Here is a 20,345-nt window from a genome sequence, read left to right as displayed (position 1 = left end):
GACGCCGAGGAGGTGACCGGTCCGTCCCATGCCGCTATTGAGCGCCCTGCGCCTGAACATGACCAATATCCCCGGCGCCGGGCACGCCCAGCGTTACCGGGCGGCACTGGAGATGGCGTCCTACGCCGATGCCCACGGGGTGGCCGCGGTCGGCTGCGAAGAGCATCACCTCGCGGCAACCGGCTGGTTGCCCTCCCCGCTGCTGATGGCCGCCGCCGTCGCCGGCAGCACACAGCGGATCCGGATCAGCGTCGGAGCACTGCTGGTGCCGCTCTACGACCCGGTGCGCCTCGCCGAGGACATCGCAGTGCTCGATCAGCTGTCCACCGGACGCGTCAGTTACGTGACCGGAGTCGGCTATCGTCCAGCCGAATACCATGCCGTCGGAAAGGATTTCCGGCGACGCGGACGGCTGATGGACGAGTGCTTGACGGTGTTGTTACAGGCGTGGGGCGACGATCCGTTCCGGTTCAACGGCCGGTTGATCGATGTGACACCCAAGCCGTACACCCGCCCGCACCCGGTGTTGTTCGTCGGCGGCATGAGCGTCGCGGCGGCCCGGCGCGCGGCCCGGTTCGGATTACCGTTCTCACCGCCGATGCCGATGCCCGAGCTCGACGCGGTCTATCAGGCCGAGTTGACGCGAAACGGCAAGCAGGGGTTTGTCTTCAGCCCCCAGAACGGCAACACCGTCACGCATCTGAGCACCGATCCCGACCGCACGTGGGCCCGCTGCGGTGACTTCTTCCTCAACGAAGCACGCGAATACAGCTCCTGGGCCGTGCCGGACGTGCCGCGCCCCAACGAAAGTCCGGCGGGTACCGTCGCCGAACTGCGCGCGGCCGGCACGGTGGAGGTGTTGACACCCGACGAGCTCATCGCGCAGTGCCGCGACGGACGCACCGGGGTGACCCTGCATCCGCTGATCGGGGGCCTGCCGCTCGAGGAGGGCTGGGAGAGCCTGCGGCTGCTGGTCGAGCGGGTGTTGCCCGAGCTGGAACGCTGATGCCTGACGCCTGACTCCTCAAGCCTGGGACGCAGCCACTCCAAGTCGGTCGGCACCCCAACTGCGCTGGATGTATCCCAGTACCCGATCCAATTCGGTCTGGGTGACGGCGGCCCGCTCGCCGGGTTCCAGCGGATCGAAGTGGAAGATGTAGAGCCGCGACGCGAACTGATCGAATGGCAGCGACGCCTCGCCGAAGCGTTCACCATGTCCGGCGGTGCTCACCACCACGCTGTCGCCCCAGTCCTGTCCACTGTCGTTGTTGGGGTTGTAGAAGTAGACGCGCATGGTGCCCTCGGGGTCCAGGCTCACCCGCAACACGGTGATCGCATGCCATCCCACGAAGCGCGCGGAGCTGTCGGTCACGGCGATGCCGGCCGGCTGCGGGTGGATCAGCGGTTGGTTGCCGTTGTAGAACGGGTGGTAGGCGGCGTAGAAGTGCCGCAGAAACCCGTCCAGGTCAACCAGATTGCCGGTCTCGACATCGACGTTGATGCGAAAGCCCCGCCCCGACCACCAGCCGTGGAACTCGGGGTTGACCCATCGGTGCGGGTCGCCGTCGCGACCGACACAGCGCCGGAACATCTCCGCATAGATGCGGTCCAGGTGCGGCACCACCAGCAACGACACCGGGTCGAGGTCGACGGGCAGCTGCGGGGCCACTCCCTCACCGCTGTCGCTTGAGGAGATCGGTTGTCCCTCGAAGTGCATGACGATCTCGTCATCGCGCGCTGCCCATGCGATGGTCTGCAGCAGATAATCGGGATCGTTGTAGGACCACATCGACAGGGCACGCGCCGCCTGGCAGGTCGGGTTGTCGCCCTGCCCGACCCCCAGCGGCAGCCCGAGCATCGACAACGTCCCGGCCAGCAGCCAGGTGTGCGGATCCTGCGCCGGCCCGAACACCTGGGTGAGCCGCTGCCGGGACTGTTTGGAGATCGGCAGCGCCAGTTGGCGCCACAGCGACGGTGCGACCGGCGGCTGGTAGAGGATGCCGCGTTCCAGCAGCAGTGCCAGCCCGTAGATGCACTGCGCCGTCTCGACGTGCACGGCGCCCAAGATCAGGCTGTGCACCAGGTCGCGGAAGCACAGCAGGCTGTCGCGACCGGTGCTGGACAGGCCCAGCGCCTCGGCGATCAGGTAATCGCTCTTCTCCAGCAGGAAACGCAGCAGCACCGCGTGATAGGGCGACACCAAGCCGGTGTCGTGCATCGACCGCGCGAAACCGGCGGCCTCGTACTGCAGCGTCGGTTCGTCCATGGATTCCAGCCGGCTGTGATACACCTGCACCCCGGGATCCTCGCGGCAGCCGTCGGTGGTGCCGTACAAGCTGGTGATCAGCCGGTCGGTTCCCACCGCACCGCTGCCGAGGTCGATGCCCGGATCGGCGCGCACGATCGCGATCTGGGTGATCATCGCCTTGATCTGGTCGACCTGGATGGGCCGCTGCCGCAGGATCCGCCAGATTTCGTCGACCAACCGGTCGAGCACGCCCTCATAACCGATCTCGTCGACCAGATAACCGAACAGTCCCCGGGTCAGCCCCGCCATCCGGCCCTGCACTTCGCGCTCCGCCTCGGTCGGCGGGGTCAGCAGCAACGACAGGTTCATCGCCACCACCTGCGCGAGATGATGGCGCGCCTGTTCCGCGGTGATCAGCGGATGAACGTAGTCGCCGTTGGCGACCGCCAGCAGACGCAGTTCGTTGACCGCCTCGAGCACCACGGTGTCCGGGTTGGTGCTACGCAAGGAACCGGTGGTCAGCACCGGCAGCAGGGTGCGCGGCGATGCCCAGTCCGTGCCGAGGAACAACCCGGCCTCCTCCAAGGCCGCGCTGCGGGCCCGTACCGCGGCATAACCGCCCGGTTGCAACAGCACCAGCCGAAGCCCGTCCAGGACGCGGCGCAGCCGCTCGGGCTTGCCCACCGTGCCGGCCTCCGCCAGCGCCCTGGTCGCGTCGTCGAGCCTGCTCAGGCGGCTTTGCAGGGTCGCTGCCTCGCCGTTCGTCCGGCCCTCGGGTGAATTCCCAATCACAACGGGTTCCTCACGTGCGTTGCCGCCGCGTCAGACGTAGAAGTCGAGCTCTTCTTGTCGCTTGAGCAACCGCCGCATCTCATACGGATCCTCACCGAAGAAGTAGACCAGACCCCAGTGAGTGCCGAATGCGGTGCGCTTGGTGACAGTCTCTTCGAGCGGTGCCGTGAGTTCGTGCGATTCGAAGTATCGGTGATCCTCGGTCTCCTCGGGGATCGCGAGCGTGCTGACCACGCGGCGGCGTGGATAGACCCCGAAACAGCCCGCATGCCCGTCGGCATCGACGATTTCGCGCGGGAAGAACTGCTCGAGTTCTTCCTCGGTGGTCTTCGGATCGAACGCCAGCACCAGGCCCTGGTAGCCGTTGAACCCGTAGACGCGCTCCAACAGTTCGAAGACCTTGAAGCCCGGCGGCCGGTAGGCGACCTCACCGAAGTACATCTCCCCGTCACTGGTGACGAAGTACTCGGGGTGGACGAAGCCGAAATCGATGTCGAACGTCTTGATCAATTTCTCGATCTGAGCGGTGATCTGGGGACGGTACCGTTCCAATTCCGGCGATGCCGGCACGAACACCGAATAGCCGAGCGTGACATATTCCGAAATGTTGAGAAAGCGGATCTTTCCATTGTGGACCCACGCTTCGACGGCGAACTCCCAGCCGTCGAGATGCGATTCCATCAGCGCCGGGAACTCCTCGTCCGGAATCGAGTCGATGTCGTCGGGGGCGCGAATCACCCGGTGCCCGAGACAGCCGGCCTTGTCGAAGGCCTTGAAATGGATGGGATCATTGGGGTCGCCGTCGAGTTTGAGCAACGTCTGGTTGACCCGCTTGAGGAACCGGATGACGTCGTCGCGGTCGTGGGCCTCCTCGAAGATGCCGACCCGGATGCCGCCCAGTTGAGCACGGCGCTTCATCAGCGATTTGTCCCGCAACAGCATGGCTTGGCCGAGCAGCCGCGGGTTGTCCAGCAGGACGGAGTTGATGGCCCCCGCCCATTCGACGGTCTCCTCGAAGAGCGGGATCGCGACATCGACGCCCCGCTCCTTGAGCGTTTCGGCGATCTCCATCGATCGCTCATTGAGCCGCTCGAAATTCCACGCGATATACGGAATCTCGTGTTGTCGGCAGTATTCTTCGGCCCAGTCCGGTGCCACGACCACGTATCGGCGGTCAAAACGGTCCACCGCGTCGATGGCGTTCAAACTCCAACCGAGTAATGCAATATAGCCCTTGTCCGGATTCCGGCGCTTTTCCGAGGTCCGCTCAGCTGTGATCGTCGCGGAAGTCTGCAAAATCCCTCCATTACTTCGGGTTTGCTGCGTGCGCTTTCGCATCCACGGTACCTGCCGGGCGAGGGTAGGCACCGGTCCCGGCAGCGGACCCCGCGGCCGGCGAAGCCGGCCGCGGGCGAACTCCGACGGCCGCTAAGCCGTGGCGATCCCGCCGGATCGGCCGAGCGTCAGCGCGCCGCCTTCTTGCGTTCGATGTCTGCTAGGGCGGCGGCCAGCTCGGCCCGCTCGGCAGCCGAGGTCTCCCACGCCAGCTTGCGGTTCTTGACCACCTTGGCCGGCGCTCCCACCGCGATCGAGTAGTCGGGGATGACACCCTTGACCACCGCGTGGGCACCGAGCACGCAGCCGCGGCCGATGCTGGTCTCGCGCAGGATGGTGACCTTGGCGGCGATCCAGGTGTCCGGCCCGATCCGCACCGGGCTCTTGACGATGCCCTGGTCCTTGATCGGCACGTTGATGTCGTCCATCTTGTGGTCGAAGTCGCAGACGTAGCACCAGTCGGCCATCAGCACCGAGTCCCCGAGCTCGATGTCGAGATAGGTGTTGATGACGTTGTCGCGGCCCAGCACCACCTTGTCACCGAAGCGCAGCGAGCCTTCGTGGGCGCGGATGGTGTTCTTGTCGCCGATGTGCACCCAGCGGCCGATCTCCATGTAGGACATCTCCGGGGTGGCCTGGATCTCCACCCCCTTGCCGAGGAAGACCATGCCGCGGGTGATGATGTGCGGGTTGGCGAGCTTGAACTTCAGCAACCGCCAGTAGCGCACCAGATACCACGGCGTGTAGGCCCGGTTGGCCAGCACCCAGCGCAGCGAGGCCAGCGTCAGGAACTTGGCCTGGCGCGGATCCCGCAGGCGCGAACCGCGCCAGCGCTTGTGGATCGGAGCACCCCACATGGTCGTCATGGCCGGAAAGCCTACGCGAGGTGGTTCGGCCCACGCGCTACCCTCACCTGGACTCGTTCACCAGGGATTGGGGATTGCCACTGTGTTGCGGCGACGTGGTGCCCTGGCGACCATCCTGGCAGCGGTGATGGCGGCAACGCCGGCGCTGGGCGGTTGCGCCAACACCGACTCGTGGGTGGAGGCTGCTCCGGCAGCGGGCTGGCCCGCCCAGTACGCCGACGCCGCCAACAGCAGCAACACCGCCACCGCGGGGGCCACCGACCTGCAGTTGGACTGGTCCCGCTCGGTCAAGGGCGAGTTGGGCGCCGGGCCCGCGCTGGGTGCTCACGGCTGGCTGGTGCTCAACGCGCAGACCGAGGACGGTTGTTCGCTGATGCAGTGGGAGAACGCCGAGCACGGCAGGCAGCGCTGGTGCACCCGGCTGCATCAGGGCGGTGGGTTCTTCGGTCCGCTCATCGACGGCTTCGACAACGTCTACGTCGGCCAGCCGGGGGCGATGTTGTCGTTTCCGCCGACTCAGTGGATTCGCTGGCGTGCCCCGGTGATCGGGATGCCCTCGACGCCGCGGATTCTCGGTGACGGTCTGTTGCTGGTGGTGACCCACCTGGGTCAGGTGTTGGTGTTCGACGCCCACCGCGGAGCCGTCGTCGGCACCCCGCTGGATCTGGTGGACGGCGTCGACCCGACCGATTTCCGCCGCGGATTGGCCGACTGTGCCGCCGCCCGCCCGGACTGCCCGGTCGCGGCCGCACCCGCCTTCTCGGCGGCGAGCAACACCGTGGTGGTGAGCCTGTGGCAGCCGGGCGCCGACGAGTCCGGACTCGTCGGCATCAAGTACCACCCGGGCGGCACTCCGCTGCTCACCCAGGAGTGGACCAGCGACGCCGTCGCCGCCGGGGTGCTGGCCAGCCCGGTGCTGTCCGCCGACGGAGCCACCGCCTACGTCAACGGACGCGACCAGCGGCTGTGGGCGATCAACGCGGCCGACGGCAAGGCGAGATGGTCGGTGCCGCTGAAGTTCCTGGCCCAGACACCGCCGGCGGTGACCCCCGGCGGGCTGATCGTGGCGGGCGGCGGGCCGGAGACCGAACTGGTCGCCTTCGCCGATCGCGGTGACTACGCCGAGCAGGTGTGGCGCCGTGACGATGTCACGCCGCTGTCGTCGTCGAGCCTGGCCGGAAAAGTCGGGTACACCGTTGCCGCCGGCACCAGCGTCGGCCCGGCCGGTTTGTCACTGCTGGTGTTCGACCCCGACGACGGCCACAGCGTCAACAGCTATCCACTGCCCGAATCGCGCGGCTTCCCGCTCGGGGTGTCGGTGGGCCGCGACCAGCGGGTGGTGGTCACCACCAGTGCCGGTCAGGTCTTCAGCTTCGCCCCGGTGTAGGGACCGCTCAGATCGCCAGCGCCGGTAATGCGGTGCGCGGCACCTTCACCGAGGTGGCGCCGGCGCTCATCGGCAGCAGTTCGCCGGGCGCGAAGTAGAAGATCACCTCGTCGTTGGTGATGGCGAAGTTCTGGTAGTGCGCGGGGTCCAGCCCCGAACCCGAGGAGATCAGGATCGCCGGCACCCCGGTCTGGCGCTCGAGGTCTCGTTGCACCACCGGAAAGATCGTGTCCAGCGGCTTGCTGCCCGGCGCGAACAGCGTGTCGAAGGTGATCGGCTTGCGCGCCGCCAGGTCGTAGTTGAAGGACTGGTACCAGGTGGAGGGCTGTGGGCCGCCGAGATCCTGGAAGATCTTCAGCACGACGCTCTGCGTGCCCTTGGGCGGCTGGCCGGAACGGTGCTGTTCGGAGATGGCGTCCATCTCGTAGGGCATGTCCCGCGAGCCCGGCGACTTGGCCACCGTCAGGAACCCGTCACGGTTTTGCACCAGGTAGTCGGTCAGCGTCTGCTGATCGGGGTAGTCGATCGGAAACTTCATGTCCAGCGTGTAATTGGCGGTCGAGGCGTGGACGTGGCACAGCTGCCCGGACTCCACCGTCCCGCCCAGTTCGGCACAGGACGAGGTCGCCCGCGCCGACGGCATATTCGCCATGCCCAGCCAACCGCCCACCGCCCCGCCCGCTAACAGGGCGGCCACCAGAATGCGCATTGTTCGGTTCGTCTCGCTTTGTGTCGACTTGCCGCGGCAAGCAGGAATGGCCCGAAGTCGACAGCCTACCGGGCCAGTCAGCGGGACGGCTGGCAGACGAACGCAATCGGCCGAGCCGCAGTCCCCGACCCGATCCGGGTGATCACCACCGATAGCCGCAGCCGGCCGCGCAACCGCAGCCGGCGCCGTAGCCCGTCGGGATCGGCCTGCACGTCACGGACGCCGCGCACCAGGATCTCCAGTGCGCCGCAGTCGTGTGCGACCAGCGCCCGACGAAGACGTTTCTCGCTGTAGGACAGTTCTTCGAGCACCTCGAATCCGCGTATCCCGTCCGGCAACCGGTCACCGGACAGGTAGGCGATGTCGGGATCGAGCTGCCACAGCCCGTGGCGGGTTGCGTACTGGCGGACCAGGCCGGCCCGCACCACCGCGCCGTCCGGGTCGATAATCCAGCGGCCCGCCGGCCGCACGTCGCAGTCATCCGGGTCGACGTCGGTGAGCTGCTCGCCGCGATCCAGGATCGTGGCGCGGCGACGAACGCCGGGCGCGGCCAGCCCAGGCGACCACAGGCAGGCCTCGCGTACCGAGTCCCGCCACGAGGTGACCTCGATCTCGCCCTGAAACCCGAGCATCCAGATTTTGTCGAAATCGATTCCGGGAGCAACCTTTACAACCAGGTCTCGCCCTGCGTAGACCTCCAGCAACCGATCCAGGGCGGGCTGATAGTCGGCCGGGTCGAAGCGGCGGCGCCCACCGCCGCGACGGCCCGGGTCGGCCAGCACCACCGCGTCGCGGGTGACCGGCGTCAGGGCGTCGGCGCGGACCAGGGCTATCCCGCCCAGGTTGTGCCGCGCCATCGCCAGCCGCACCGGATCGAGATCACCGCCCAGCACCCGATCGGTCAGCTCGGTCAGCGCTGCCAGTTCGGTGCCGATCGAGCAGGTCACGTCGTGCACGACGGCATCCGGCGCCGCGGTGCTGATCCGGTGCGCCCGGTGCCGCGCCACCGCTGCGGCGCTGGCCTGCTGCAGCGCCTCGTCGCTGAACAGCCACTGCGATGTCGCCGGCAGCTCGGCCAGCTTGGCCGCCGCCCGACGGCGCAGCAGGGTGGTCTCGACCAGGGCGGGTGTCCGGTCGCCGAACCGGGACCGCAGCGCGGCGGTGTCGGCGACGCGGGTGACGTCGGTCAGCGCGAACCCGGAGACCTCGGCAAGGTCGGCGTTGCCGGCCGCCGAGCTCAGGTAACCGACGTCGTCGGCTTCGAAGCAGAAGCCGGCACTCAGGACGGTTTGACCCCGGTGACCATCACGTTGTAGAACCAGCCCTTCGGCACCACCCGGCGCAGCACGTTGGCGTCCACCCAGCTCAGCGCGGTCCAGCTGCGGAACGCGAACCTCGCCCACCCCCAGCCGAGCTTGCCCGGGGGCACGGTCGACTCGAAGGTTCGCACCGGCCAGCCCAGCATGGCGGCGGTGAACTCTTCGCTGGCGGTACTCACCTGCACCGCCCCGGCGTTGGCCGCCATCCGCTCCAAATCCCGCGGTTCGAAGGTGTGCAGGTCCACGATCCATTCCAGGGCCGCCGCCCGCGAGTTCTCGTCGAGCTCTTCCTGCGGCCGGCGCCAGGAGCCCATCCCGGGCAGCTTCATCGCGGCGACCGTGGTCTTCCAGGTCAGGTCGGCCAGCCGGCGCGCGTAGAAGTTGCCGACCGTGGTGGGCTCGCCGGCGAAGACGAACCGACCGCCGGGCTTGAGCACCCGGACCACCTCGCGCAGCGACAGCTCCACGTCGGGAATGTGGTGCAGCACCGCGTGGCCCACCACCAGGTCGAAGGTGTTGTCCTCGTAGGGAATGCCCTCGGCGTCGGCGACTCGGCCGTCGACGTCCAGGCCGAGGTTCTTGCCGTTACGGGTGGCGACCTTGACCATGCCCGGCGACAGGTCGGTCACCGATCCGCGCCGCGCCACGCCGGACTGCATCAGGTTGAGCAGGAAGAACCCGGTGCCACAACCCAATTCCAGGGCCCGGTCATACAGCGGCTCTGGCCCCGACCGTTCGGAGGCGGGCACGATCACGTCGAAGCGGCCGCGCGCATAGTCGATGCAACGCTCGTCGTAAGAGATCGACCACTTGTCGTCGTACTGCTCGGCTTCCCAGTCGTGATACAGCACCTGGGCGAGCTTGCTGTCATGCCGGGCGGCCTCCACCTGTTCTGCGGTGGCGTGCGGGTTCGGCGTCGGGTCCGTGCTCACGATAGGTCAGCCTAAAGCGTGGTTGCCGGGCCGGCGAAGTCGGGCGCAGGCGAGGTCACCGCCACGCCGGGGCCCGCCGCCTGCGGTTCAGCCCGCCAGCGTCGCCAGCGCGTCGCCGATGACGTCACCGGCGTCCGCGGCGCTGCCGCCGGCGGCGTCGCCCATGGCTGCGGTGATGGTGTCGATCACCGCCTGGGGGAAGCCGGTGAACGCCGCGACCACGTCGTTGAACCCGGTCTGCAGTGCGGCGGTGATGTCGGCCGAGTCGCCGCCCTGGATGGCCTCCCACAGGTGCCACAGCGCGATCTGCGGCGCGGTGATCAGGTCGCGGTAGTCGACGAACAGTCCGGTGATCAGATCCGGGGTCGGCGATACTGGGATGCCGTCCCAGCTGACCAGTGTCCAGCCGTCGGTGGGGTTGCCCTCCAGGATGGCCTGGCCGGCGTTGGGGGGCGGGCCGCCGTTTTCGAGCACCGTCTGCAGGATCGGCCAGATGTCGGGGTTCTTGACGTTCATCAGGATCCAGATGGCGATGTCGCCGCCGCTGGAGGACGCCACCGCGGTCGTCGGGCCGTCGCCCGCGATGGTGTTGTCGTACATCGTCTGCATGGCGCCGTTGACTTGGTCCTCGAAGACCACCCCGTTGTAGTTGGTGCCGGGCTCCGAGACCAAGAGGTTGCCGAGGATCCACGAGGCCATCGGCAGGAAGAAGTTGGCTTCGGTGATCAGGTCGCGGGGGTGTCCTTCGAAAAGGCCGGCGGGGATCTCGTTGAGATCCGGCAGCACCTGTACGTCCAATCCCAGGGCCGCGGCCAGCGGGGCCATGGTCTCCTGGGTCCGGACCAGCTCCGAGGCATAGATGCCGGCGATCCCGCCCGGGAACTCCTGCTGGATCGCGGCGGCGACGTCGTCCGCCTGTTGCTCGCCCAGCGCGGTGAGGTGGGCGCCGGGCGGCATCGTGCCGAGAATGTTGTTGAGATCGTCGGTGGATTGCCCGTGCCGCACCAGATCCAGGGTGATGTCCTCGGCGGTCAGCGCGACGTCGATGGCGTGAGCGGAGGCCGGCGGCGCCACCGGCGTAGCTGTGACGATCCCGGCGCCGGCCAATGCGATGCCCACGCTGGCCCACCGATAACCGATTAGTTGCAACATGTTAAGCCTCCCCCGAAGTTAACGATGTGACTGTCCTCACGTTACTCACGTTCCGGTGGGCTCAGCAACGCCAATTCATGGCGAATTTGATAGCTCCGTTCAGGCCGCCCTGATACGAAGCCGGGCGCAGCGGGTTACCGCTGCGCCCGTACTCGTGTGCCTCAGCCCGCCAAGGAAGCCAGGGCGTCGCCCAGCGCGTCGGCTGCGCTGCTGCCGGCGGTGTCGTCCATAGCTCCGGTGATGGTGTCGATCACCGCCTGCGGGAACGCCGTGACCGCGGCTAACACGTCGTTGAAGCCGGTCTGCAGCGCGGCGGTGATGTCGGCGGGGTCGCCACCCAGAATGGCCTCCCAGATGTGCCAGCCGGCCATCTGCGGCGCGACCATCAGGTCACGGAAGTCCACGAACAGCCCGGTGAGCAGTCCCGGGTTCTCCGCCACCTCGGTTCCGTTCCAGCTGACCAGTGTCCAGCCGTCGGTCGGGTTGCCCTCGATCACGACCTGGCCGGTGTTGGGCAGAATGCCTTGCAGCAGCGACTGGAAATAGAGCTCGAAGTCCGGGTTCTTCACGTTCATCATCACCCAGGTGGAGATCGACGCGGCATGCGAGAACGCCACGCTGCTGAAGCCGCCGTCAGCGTCGGTGGCGCCGTTGTTATAGATCTGCTCGACGGCGTCGCCGAACCGGTCCTGGAACGCCATGCCATTGGGGTCGATCGTCGAGCCCAACTGCGGCACCCAGTACTGGCCGAAGATCCACGACAGTGGGCCCACCAGGTACAGCATCGCCATCAGCTGATTGTCCTGCGAGCTGCCCTCGAGAAAGCCGGCATTGAGTTCGTTGAGCCCCGACAGAATCGACACCGGGTGATCCGGCGCACCGGCTGCCGCCAGCCACTCAGCGGCGGTCTCCTGAGGACGCAGGAACCCCGACGCGTAGATCCCGTCGTAGAAGCCCGGGTCAGCCAGGTGCTGCGGGTTGGCGGGGTCGGCGAGGAAGGCGGCCTGCTCGGCGCCTTCGGCCGTGATCGGCGCTCCCGGGGGCAACGTCCCGATGATGCCGGCCACATTGTCTTCGGACTGGCCGTGCCGCACCAGGTCGAGCACCATGTCGACGGCGGTCAGCTCGATGTCGGGCGCGGCGATGGCCGGCAGCGGTCCAGCGATCGGGACGACCGGGGCGGCGGCCACCATGCCGGCGCCGACCAGCGCGACTCCTGCGGTGATCCACGGGCGGGTTTGGCGCATGACCTTCTCCTTCAGCGAGTCCATCACATCCATTACGCTCCGATGCGTAGCGCAATGTTGTTGCTGAAGTTAACCCGTCAATTTACCTATGTCAATGCTTAAGCAGGCCGAAATTTGCGCTCGGTGCCGCTAGGCGCCGAAGGCGTCGGTGAACGTGTCGATCACGGCCTGCGGGAACGCACTGATCGCCGCGACGACCTGATCGAATCCGGTCTCCAGCGCGGCGGCGATCTCAGCCTGATCGCCGCCCTGGATCGCCTCCAGGATGTGCCAGGTGGCGATCTGCGGCGCCGTGGTCAGATCCCGCCAGTCGACGAACAAGCCGGTGAGCAGGTCCGGGGTGGCCGACACCTCGTGGCCATCCCAGCTGACCAGCGTCCAGCCGTCAGTCGGGTTGCCCTCGATGACCACCTGAGCGGCGTTGGCCAACGGACTGAGGGTCTTGATCCCCTCATTGATGACCAGCCAGAGATCCGGGTTCTTGACGTTCATCAGCGTCCAGATCGCAATGGTCCCGGCGTGCGCGAACGCCACGCTCGTCATCGGGCTGTCCGGGTCGGAGATGGTGTTGCTGTAGATGGCCTCGATCGCGTCACTGACGCGGTCGTTGAACACCACGCCGTTGACATCGATCGTCGACCCCAGTTGCGGCATCCAGTACTGGCCCATGATCCACATGACCGGAGCGAAGATGTAGCCGATCTGGGCGAAGACGTCGAGCGACTGGCCTTCCAGAAAGCCGCCGTGAAGTTCGTTGAGCCCGGGCAACGTGGTGATGTCCATGTTCAGCAGGTCGGCCAGCGGCTGTGCGGTGTCCTGGGCACGGAGAAACTCCGAGGCGTAGATGCCTTCGATCCCGTCCGGGAACGCCGCCTGGATCCCGGGTGCGACGTCGGTCGCCTGCTGCTGCCCGAGCGCCGTCAGTGCTGCACCGGGCGGGATGGTGCCCAGCACGTCCTCGGCGTTGTCCACCGACTCACCGTGGCGCACCAGGTCGAGCGTGATGTCCTGGGCGGCGAGCAGTATCTCGGCCGCGCTGGGGATGGCCAGCGGCGCCGCGACCGGATTGACCACCGGAGCCGCCGCCACGGCGCTCGCGCTGACGAGGGCGACGGCGCCGGCGATCCAGGGGCGGGTGACACCTTGCTGCATTGACGTTTCCTATCGGCGACACCGCGGACTGCTCCGCGCAACTTAAACGCTGGCTGATAGTAACATGAAAGCGGACCATTTTCCGCGGCGGCGCACGGCCCACGCTGAAGCCCGAGAAGCCCGGCGAACCGGTCCGGAATTTGAGTACTCACAGCCCGCCACCCTCGCATTGGATGTGACTCAGCTCACATCGAATGCTCGGGGCTAGGACACGCCGGCCCGGCCGTCGATCGCGGATTTGATCGCGGCCAATGCCTGCGACGGGGTGTCGACGAAGCGTCCGGCCCATTTGACCGCCGCGTCATAGACGCCATCGGGGGCCACCATGTCCTCGACCATGCCCAGCGCCAGCGCCTCTTCGGCGTCGAAGAACCGCCCGCTGTACGCCAGTTCCTTGGCGCGGCTCGCGCCGATGGTGTGGGCCAGCCGGTCCAGGCCGGCCACCTCGGGAACGAGGCCGGCCAGAATCTCGGTCGCGCCGAACTTGGCGTTGTCGCCGCTGATCCGCCAGTCCGCGGCCAGCGCCAGCGCCAAGCCGCTGCCCAGCGCGTAGCCGGTGACCGCCGCGACCGTCGGCTTGCCGATGGTCGCCACGGCCTGCACGGCTTCACGGCGGATGCGGCCGAACTGCTCCGCCTCGGCGGCGATCAGGGTGCGCAGCTCGGGCACGTCGTCGCCGGCGCAGAAGATCTCGTGCCCGCCGAACAACACCACCGCGGCGATATCGTCACGGGCCGACACCTCCGCGGTGGCCTCGGTGATCTCCCGGTAGACCTGCCGGGTCAAGGCGTTGGTCGGCGGACGCGACAGCACCAGGGTGGCAACCCCGGGGACATCCGATGCGGTGTGCACGGAAACGAACTCGCTCATCCGGGCCACCGTTTGCCGCGCGCCGCGTTGTATCGCTCCGAGTTGAAGAATTCGATCTGCCAGTTGTCGCCGACACGAGCCAGCCCCGGCTGCGTCACCACGATCTCGCGTTCCAGCGCCAGCACATCCTCGACGCTGCGGCCGGCCAGCGAATCGAGTTGGGTCCAGGTCGGCGGCAGCAGGAAGCTGCGTCCGGCCGCGAAATCTTCGATCGCGGCTTCCGGGGTGAGCCAGCCGGCCCGGTCGGACTCGGTGTTCTCGCCGTCGGCGCGCTGCCCGCGCGGCAGTGCGGCCACGAAGAAGTAGGTGTCGTAGCGCCGGGTGCGCTCGGCCTCCGGTGTCACCCAGTTCGCCCACGGCCGCAACAACTCGGCGTGCAGCACCAGGTTCTCGGTGCGCAGGAAGTCGGCGAACGACAACTCACCGGCGGTCAGCGCGCGGCGGGCGTCGGCGTATACCGACGCATCGGCGACCACGCGCCGCGAGTCGTCGGCGGGCCCGGCGAACAGCACGCCGGACTCCTCGAACGTCTCCCGCACCGCCGCGCAGACGAGCGCCGCCGCCAGATCGATCTCGACGCCGAAGCGCTGCGCCCACCAGGCCGGCTCCGGCCCGAACCAGCCGACCTCGGCACTGCGATCCCGCTCGTCGACCCCGCCGCCGGGAAATACCATCACGCCGGCGGCGAACTCCATCGCGGCGTGGCGGCGCATCAAGAACACCTCCAGGGGTCCGCGCCCGCTGTCCCCGTTGCGCACCAACATCACCGTGGCGGCTGGTCGTGTCGGTAGCGGCGGCGGCTGCGGCGCGCTCATGCCCGCCTCCGATGCGCTGCCCGGCTGCGGGTCCGGCGGGCGAAGTACCGCCCGTCGATGACGTCCAGCGAGATCGACTGACCGAACGCGGCCGACAGATTCTCAGCGGTCAGCACATCGCTGAGCAGACCGGCGGCGACGGTGCGGCCCTCGGCCAGCAGCAGGCAGTGACTGAATCCGATCGGAATCTCCTCGACGTGATGGGTGACCAGCACGATCGCCGGGGCGTCGGGGTCAGCGGCCAGATCGGCCAGCCGCGCCACCAGTTCCTCACGACCGCCCAGGTCGAGGCCCGCCGCCGGTTCGTCGAGCAGCAGCAGCTCCGGATCGGTCATCAGCGCGCGGGCGATCAGCACCCGCTTGCGCTCACCTTCGCTCAAAGTGCCGTAGGTGCGGTCGGTCAGGTGCTCGGCACCGAGACTTTCCAGCAGGTCGATCGCGCGATCGTGGTCGACGGCGTCGTAACGCTCCCGCCACCGCCCCAGCACCGCGTAGCCCGCCGAGATGACCAGGTCGAGGACCGTTTCGTGGTCCGGTATCCGCTGGGCCAGCGCCGCTGAACTCAAGCCCACCCGGGCGCGCAGCTCGGTGGTGTCGACCCGCCCGAGCTGTTCACCGAGCACGAAGGCGACTCCGGAGGACGGATGTTCGGTGGCAGCGGCGATCCGCAGCAGCGACGTCTTGCCGGCCCCGTTCGGCCCGATGATCACCCAGCGTTCGTCGAGTTCGACCGACCAGTCCAGCGGACCCACCATGGTTCGGCCGTCACGGCGCAGCGAAATCCCCTCGAAGTGGATCAACAGGTCTTGATCGGCCGCTGCGCGGGGGCCGGGGCGTCCGGTGTCGGGCACGGCCCTATGGTGCCGTACCCGGCTCCCTCGGCGGCCGACCGGGGTGCCGGTGGGCCCGGGAGCACGCAAAAAGCCGGCTTGGCCGGAAGCGGCGGCGGGATGTTGTAACTTGCATCACAGTAAGCACATACTTGTGCCTCGGCTACCGTTCAGGGGGATCCCATGGTTCGTGGTTCCGGCGCGGTCGCGGTCATCCTCACCGGCGCCTGCCTGCTCAGCTCCCCCGCCCCGCCGGGGACCGCCGCCGAGCTGCAGCCGGTTCGGCTCGCCTCCTCGCTGGGCGGCGGTACGGCGCTGATCCTGGGTCCCAGCGGCATCTCGACTCCGAGCCAGGCCTACGCCGATCTCGTCAACGAGTTGTACCTTTCCCCGCACGGCTTCACCGGCACCACCGAGATCCTGACCACACCCCAGGGGCTGTACCCGTTCCTGGGCCCGTTCGGCGAGACCCTGGACCGGTCACTGGTACAGGGCAACGAGGTCCTCGAAGCGGCGATCCTCGAACAGATCGCCGGTGGCCACGTCGACGCCGACAACCCGGTGGTGGTGTTCGGCTGGTCGCAAAGCGCGGTGATGTCCGCACTGCTGATGCAGAAACTCGCCGACCAGGGCGTGCCGAGCGACTACGTCCACTTCGTGCTGCTCGGCGATGAGACCGTTCCCAACGGCGGCATGCTGGCCCGGTTCGATCTGCCGCTCGGGACGAACCCGACCATCCCCAGCCTGGGCCTGACGTTCAGCGGCGCCCAACCGACGACGCTGTTCCCGGCCGACGTCTACACCCACGAGTACGACGGGTTCGCCTCCTTCCCGCAGTACCCGCTCAACTTCCTGTCGGTGCTCAACGCCGTGATGGGAATCCTCTTCCAGCACAGCACCTACCTGGGGCTCACGCCCGAGCAGATCGCCGACGCGGTGTTGCTGCCGGTCTCGGGCCCGGACGTGCTGACCGACTACTACATGATCCCGGCAGAGACACTTCCGCTGCTGGCCCCGCTACAACTGTTGCCGTTCATCGGCAACCCGCTGGTCGACCTGCTGCAGCCGGCACTGCGGGTGCTGGTGAACCTGGGCTACGGCAACATCGACAACGGCTGGAGTCCCGGCTTCGCCGACGTCCCCACCGGACTGGGTTTCCTGCCGGACGCGCACGTACTGCAACAGGTTCCGCAAGCGCTCGCCGACGGGGTCCAACAGGGGATCACCGACTTCTTCGCCCGGTTGGCCGACCCGGACAACTACGTCTACTCGCTGCCGGCCTGGGCCCAGCAGTTGGTCAACGAGGCGGATTTCATTCCGGGCAGCCAATTCTCGGTGCTGTCCATGGTGCCCACCACCTGGCCGGATCTCTTCGAGACTTTCCCGCCGCACACCGGCATTCCGCCGCTGGACATGCTCAGCGCAGTGTTGTTCACCCTGCCCGAGTACAACTACCAGATCTTCGCCTCCGAACTCGCCGACGGCAACCTGCTCGACGCCATCGGCATTCCGCTGGCCGCCGACCTCGGCCTGCTGCCGCTGATCATCGTCGGTGCGTTGTTCTGAGCCGGCCGGCTACCCCGGCGGGATCTCAACGCGGCGCAGCACGCCGTCGTGGGCGTCGGCCGCCTCGATCTCGGCGCGGGTGACGCCCAACAGGAACAGCACCGTGTCCAGATACGGATAGCTCAACGAGGCATCGGCGACCTCGCGCAACGCCGGTTTGGCGTTGAACGCCACACCCAACCCGGCGGCGGCCAGCATGTCGATGTCGTTGGCGCCGTCGCCGACCGCGACGGTCTGCTCCAGCGGTACGCCGGCCTTCTCGGCGAACTCGCGCAGCGCATCGGCTTTGCCGGCCCGATCCACCACCGGCCCGATCACCCGGCCGGTGAGCGTGCCGTCGACGATCTCCAACTCGTTGGCGGCCACGAAGTCCAGCTTCAGTTCGTCGGCCAGGGGTGCGATCACCTGCTGGAAGCCGCCGGAGACGACCCCACACTTGAAACCGAGCCGGCGCAGCGTGCGCAACGTGGTGCGTGCGCCCGGCGTGAGCTCGATCTGCTCGGACACCTCATGGATGACATCGGCGGGCAGGCCCGCCAGGGTGGCCACCCGGTGATGCAGCGACTCGGCGAAATCGAGTTCGCCGCGCATCGCGGCCTCGGTGATCGCCGCGACCGCGTCGCCGGCGCCGGCGCGGGCGGCCAGCATTTCGATGACCTCGCCCTGGATCAGGGTGGAGTCGACGTCGAAGACGATCAGCCGTTTGGTCCGGCGCGACAGGCTGGCATCTTGGAATGCCACGTCGACCCGCTGCTGCGCGGCGACCTGGCTCAGCGCCGACTGCAACCGGCCCGCGGCTCCGGCCGGCACCGATACTCGCAGTTCCAGGCCCGTCACCGGGTAATCCGAGACGCCCCGGATCATGTCGATATTGGCATCGATCTCGGCGATCTCACGGGCGAGTGCTCCCAGCGCAGCGGGCCCTACCGGCCGTCCCAGCACCACGATCCGGTGCGTGGACGGCACGGCGATGATCGGGGCGTCATCGCCGCGTCGGATCGTGACATCCAGCCCGACGCCGTGGATGGCCGCGGTGACCTCGGTGGCCAACCTCGTTCCGTCAGCCACCTCCGGTGGCGCCGACACCAGCACACCCAGCGTCAGCCGGCCGCGGACCACGACCTGTTCGACATTGAGCAGCTCGACCGGGTACTGCGAGAGCACCTCGAAGAGCGCTGACGTCACGCCCGGCTGATCCACGCCGGTGACGGTGATCAACACCGGCACCTTGGGCGCGCTCACTCGCGGCGGCTGGCCGACCGGACCCGGCGCCGCCTCACCCCCAGCGGGCGCATCAGACCGGTGTGGGCTCGTACAGCTCGTCGCCCGGGTGACGGCCGACGTGCGCCTCGGCACGGAGCCGATCGATCATGTGCGGGTAGTGCAGTTCGAACGCCGGCCGCTCCGAACGGATCCGGGGCAGTTCGGTGAAGTTGTGCCGCGGCGGCGGGCAGCTGGTCGCCCACTCCAGCGAGTTGCCGTAGCCCCACGGGTCGTCGACGGTGACGACCTCGCCGTAACGCCAGCTCTTGAACACGTTCCAGGTGAAGGCGAGCATCGAGGCACCCAGGATGAACGCCCCGACGGTGGAGACGATGTTCAACGGCTGGAACCCGTCGGTGGGCAGGTAGTCGGCGTAGCGGCGCGGCATCCCCATGTTGCCCAGCCAGTGCTGGATCAAGAACGTGGTGTGGAAGCCGATGAAGGTCAGCCAGAAGTGCAGCCTGCCCAGCCGCTCGTCGAGCAGCCGGCCGGTCATCTTCGGGAACCAGAAGTAGATGCCGGCGAACGTGGCGAACACGATGGTGCCGAACAGCACGTAGTGGAAGTGCGCGATCAGGAAGTAGCTGTCGCTGACGTGGAAGTCGATCGGCGGGCTGGCCAGCATCACGCCGGTCAAGCCACCGGCCAGGAAGGTGACCATGAAGCCGAGCGAGAACAGCATCGGTGTCTCGAACGTCATCTGGCCCCGCCACATGGTGCCGATCCAGTTGAAGAACTTCAGCCCGGTCGGGATGGCGATCATCAGGGTCAGCAGCGCGAAGAACGGCAGCAGCACCGCACCGGTGGCGTACATGTGGTGCGCCCACACCGCCGTCGACAACCCGGCGATGCTCATCGTCGCGTACACCAGGGTGACGTAGCCGAAGATCGGCTTGCGGGCGAACACCGGGATCACTTCGCTGACGATGCCGAAGAACGGCAGCGCGATGATGTAGACCTCGGGATGGCCGAAGAACCAGAACAGGTGTTGCCATAGCAGCTCGCCGCCGTTGGCGGAGTCGTAGATGTGCCCGCCCAGGTGCCGGTCGACGGCCAGGCCGAGCAGGGCCGCGGTCAGCAGCGGGAAGACGATCAGCACCATGATCGAGGTGACCAGGATGTTCCAGGTGAAGATCGGCATCCGGAACATCGTCATCCCGGGGGCGCGCATGCAGGCCACGGTGGTGATCATGTTGACGCCACCGAGGATGGTGCCCAGGCCGGCGACGGCCAGGCCCATGATCCACAGGTCGGCTCCGGCGCCCGGTGAGTGCACCGCGTTGCTCAACGGGGTGTAGCCGGTCCAGCCGAAGTCAGCCGCACCGCCCGGGGTGATGAAACCGGCCAGCGCGATCGTCGCGCCGAACACGAACAGCCAGAACGAGAACGCGTTGAGCCGCGGGAACGCCACGTCCGGCGCACCGATCTGCAACGGCAGCACCAGGTTGGCGAAGCCGAACACGATCGGGGTGGCATAGAACAGCAGCATGATCGTGCCGTGCATGGTGAACAGCTGGTTGAACTGCTCGTTGGACAGGAACTGCAGGCCCGGCGCAACCAACTCGGTGCGCATCAGCAGCGCCAGCAGGCCGCCGATGAAGAAGAAGACCATGCAGGCGACGCAGTACATGATGCCGATCAGCTTGTGATCGGTGGTCGTGACCATCTTGTACAGCAGGCTGCCCTTGGGGCCCAGCCGCGGCGGGAACGGCCGACTGGGCTCGAGTTCTGCGCGCGGGGGTGCTTCTGCGGTCAAGATTCCTCCAAACATGGGCATCCCGGGGACTTGGGTCGAATCCTAACCCCGAGCGTCGCCCCGCCGGTATAGGCCTCCTACAAAACGTCGTATTCGTCTCACCGAC

At 67.6% G+C, this 20,345-nt stretch carries 17 protein-coding genes; 3 read left to right on the top strand and 14 right to left on the bottom strand.

The window, feature by feature from the left end:
- Nucleotides 1-28 precede the first annotated feature (28 nt).
- Nucleotides 29-1,006, top strand: coding sequence for an LLM class flavin-dependent oxidoreductase (locus ACAG20_RS15745; protein ID WP_370493231.1), 978 nt, complete (start codon nt 29-31; stop codon nt 1,004-1,006).
- An 18-nt stretch (nt 1,007-1,024) separates the two neighbouring features.
- Here the strand turns inward: ACAG20_RS15745 and ACAG20_RS15740 are convergent, their stop codons facing one another.
- The 3 genes from ACAG20_RS15740 to ACAG20_RS15730 form a co-directional block, all read right to left on the bottom strand.
- Nucleotides 1,025-3,040 (bottom strand): hypothetical protein, encoded by a 2,016-nt coding sequence (locus tag ACAG20_RS15740; protein WP_370493230.1) that lies wholly within the window; start codon nt 3,038-3,040, stop codon nt 1,025-1,027.
- Nucleotides 3,041-3,070: 30 nt separating this feature from the next.
- The gene (locus tag ACAG20_RS15735) at nt 3,071-4,111 is read right to left on the bottom strand and encodes an acetyl-CoA carboxylase biotin carboxylase subunit family protein (RefSeq protein ID WP_370493288.1); all 1,041 of its coding nucleotides are present in this window, start codon (nt 4,109-4,111) and stop codon (nt 3,071-3,073) included.
- Between the two features lie 392 nt (nt 4,112-4,503).
- Entirely contained in the window at nt 4,504-5,241 is a 738-nt protein-coding gene (locus tag ACAG20_RS15730; protein WP_013829687.1) for an acyltransferase, read from the bottom strand.
- Between the two features lie 127 nt (nt 5,242-5,368).
- On the opposite strand from ACAG20_RS15730, the gene ACAG20_RS15725 reads away from it, so the two are divergent.
- Nucleotides 5,369-6,628: a PQQ-binding-like beta-propeller repeat protein gene (locus tag ACAG20_RS15725; RefSeq protein ID WP_370493287.1), complete on the top strand. Its 1,260-nt coding sequence runs from the start codon at nt 5,369-5,371 to the stop codon at nt 6,626-6,628.
- A 7-nt stretch (nt 6,629-6,635) separates the two neighbouring features.
- Here ACAG20_RS15725 and ACAG20_RS15720 read toward each other — a convergent pair whose 3' ends face one another.
- From ACAG20_RS15720 to ACAG20_RS15680, 9 genes are all read right to left on the bottom strand, one after another.
- The gene (locus ACAG20_RS15720) at nt 6,636-7,337 is read right to left on the bottom strand and encodes an esterase (protein WP_370493229.1); all 702 of its coding nucleotides are present in this window, start codon (nt 7,335-7,337) and stop codon (nt 6,636-6,638) included.
- A gap of 77 nt (nt 7,338-7,414) precedes the next feature.
- Nucleotides 7,415-8,620 carry a class I SAM-dependent methyltransferase gene (locus ACAG20_RS15715; protein WP_370493286.1) on the bottom strand — a complete coding sequence of 402 codons (1,206 nt, stop codon included), beginning with the start codon at nt 8,618-8,620 and terminating at the stop codon, nt 7,415-7,417.
- Entirely contained in the window at nt 8,617-9,591 is a 975-nt protein-coding gene (locus tag ACAG20_RS15710; RefSeq protein WP_370493285.1) for a class I SAM-dependent methyltransferase, read from the bottom strand. Before ACAG20_RS15710 ends, ACAG20_RS15715 begins: the two co-directional genes overlap by 4 nt.
- Before the next feature lie 84 nt (nt 9,592-9,675).
- Nucleotides 9,676-10,740 carry a histidine phosphatase family protein gene (locus ACAG20_RS15705; protein ID WP_370493228.1) on the bottom strand — a complete coding sequence of 355 codons (1,065 nt, stop codon included), beginning with the start codon at nt 10,738-10,740 and terminating at the stop codon, nt 9,676-9,678.
- Between the two features lie 161 nt (nt 10,741-10,901).
- On the bottom strand, nt 10,902-11,987 hold the full coding sequence (locus ACAG20_RS15700) for a histidine phosphatase family protein (protein WP_370493227.1): 1,086 nt from the start codon (nt 11,985-11,987) through the stop codon (nt 10,902-10,904).
- 129 nt (nt 11,988-12,116) lie between these two features.
- Nucleotides 12,117-13,139: a histidine phosphatase family protein gene (locus tag ACAG20_RS15695; RefSeq protein WP_370493226.1), complete on the bottom strand. Its 1,023-nt coding sequence runs from the start codon at nt 13,137-13,139 to the stop codon at nt 12,117-12,119.
- 204 nt (nt 13,140-13,343) lie between these two features.
- Nucleotides 13,344-14,009, bottom strand: coding sequence for an enoyl-CoA hydratase (locus ACAG20_RS15690; RefSeq protein ID WP_370493225.1), 666 nt, complete (start codon nt 14,007-14,009; stop codon nt 13,344-13,346).
- Nucleotides 14,006-14,824, bottom strand: a complete 819-nt coding sequence (locus ACAG20_RS15685) for an NUDIX hydrolase (RefSeq protein WP_370493224.1) — start codon at nt 14,822-14,824, stop codon at nt 14,006-14,008. Before ACAG20_RS15685 ends, ACAG20_RS15690 begins: the two co-directional genes overlap by 4 nt.
- The gene (locus ACAG20_RS15680) at nt 14,821-15,675 is read right to left on the bottom strand and encodes an ABC transporter ATP-binding protein (protein WP_370493223.1); all 855 of its coding nucleotides are present in this window, start codon (nt 15,673-15,675) and stop codon (nt 14,821-14,823) included. The genes ACAG20_RS15685 and ACAG20_RS15680 overlap by 4 nt, the downstream gene beginning before the upstream one ends.
- Nucleotides 15,676-15,837: 162 nt before the next feature.
- On the opposite strand from ACAG20_RS15680, the gene ACAG20_RS15675 reads away from it, so the two are divergent.
- The gene (locus tag ACAG20_RS15675) at nt 15,838-17,220 is read left to right on the top strand and encodes a PE-PPE domain-containing protein (RefSeq protein WP_370493222.1); all 1,383 of its coding nucleotides are present in this window, start codon (nt 15,838-15,840) and stop codon (nt 17,218-17,220) included.
- Between the two features lie 9 nt (nt 17,221-17,229).
- Here the strand turns inward: ACAG20_RS15675 and serB are convergent, their stop codons facing one another.
- A complete protein-coding gene (gene serB, locus ACAG20_RS15670; protein WP_112684360.1) occupies nt 17,230-18,462 on the bottom strand; it encodes a phosphoserine phosphatase SerB in 1,233 nt (410 codons plus the stop codon).
- Between the two features lie 52 nt (nt 18,463-18,514).
- Nucleotides 18,515-20,239 (bottom strand): cytochrome c oxidase subunit I, encoded by a 1,725-nt coding sequence (gene ctaD / locus ACAG20_RS15665; protein ID WP_112684388.1) that lies wholly within the window; start codon nt 20,237-20,239, stop codon nt 18,515-18,517.
- Nucleotides 20,240-20,345: the final 106 nt, after the last annotated feature.

It is taken from the genome of Mycobacterium sp. pW045 (assembly GCF_041287085.1).
Classification (GTDB): domain Bacteria; phylum Actinomycetota; class Actinomycetes; order Mycobacteriales; family Mycobacteriaceae; genus Mycobacterium; species Mycobacterium algericum_A.
The sequence above is the reverse complement of the archived record's forward strand: the minus strand, read 5'-3'. Positions and strand labels throughout refer to the sequence as shown.

Excerpts from the sequence above, each read along its gene's own strand:
- ACAG20_RS15745 (WP_370493231.1), top strand. The coding sequence starts at position 29 with ATGCCGCTATTGAGCGCCCTGCGCCTGAACATGACCAATATCCCCGGC.
- ACAG20_RS15735 (WP_370493288.1), bottom strand. The coding sequence starts at position 4,111 with ATGGAGATCGCCGAAACGCTCAAGGAGCGGGGCGTCGATGTCGCGATC.
- ACAG20_RS15730 (WP_013829687.1), bottom strand. The coding sequence starts at position 5,241 with ATGACGACCATGTGGGGTGCTCCGATCCACAAGCGCTGGCGCGGTTCG.
- ACAG20_RS15725 (WP_370493287.1), top strand. The coding sequence starts at position 5,369 with ATGGCGGCAACGCCGGCGCTGGGCGGTTGCGCCAACACCGACTCGTGG.
- ACAG20_RS15720 (WP_370493229.1), bottom strand. The coding sequence starts at position 7,337 with ATGCGCATTCTGGTGGCCGCCCTGTTAGCGGGCGGGGCGGTGGGCGGT.
- ACAG20_RS15705 (WP_370493228.1), bottom strand. The coding sequence starts at position 10,740 with ATGTTGCAACTAATCGGTTATCGGTGGGCCAGCGTGGGCATCGCATTG.
- ACAG20_RS15700 (WP_370493227.1), bottom strand. The coding sequence starts at position 11,987 with ATGCGCCAAACCCGCCCGTGGATCACCGCAGGAGTCGCGCTGGTCGGC.
- ACAG20_RS15695 (WP_370493226.1), bottom strand. The coding sequence starts at position 13,139 with ATGCAGCAAGGTGTCACCCGCCCCTGGATCGCCGGCGCCGTCGCCCTC.
- ACAG20_RS15690 (WP_370493225.1), bottom strand. The coding sequence starts at position 14,009 with ATGAGCGAGTTCGTTTCCGTGCACACCGCATCGGATGTCCCCGGGGTT.
- ACAG20_RS15685 (WP_370493224.1), bottom strand. The coding sequence starts at position 14,824 with ATGAGCGCGCCGCAGCCGCCGCCGCTACCGACACGACCAGCCGCCACG.
- ACAG20_RS15675 (WP_370493222.1), top strand. The coding sequence starts at position 15,838 with ATGGTTCGTGGTTCCGGCGCGGTCGCGGTCATCCTCACCGGCGCCTGC.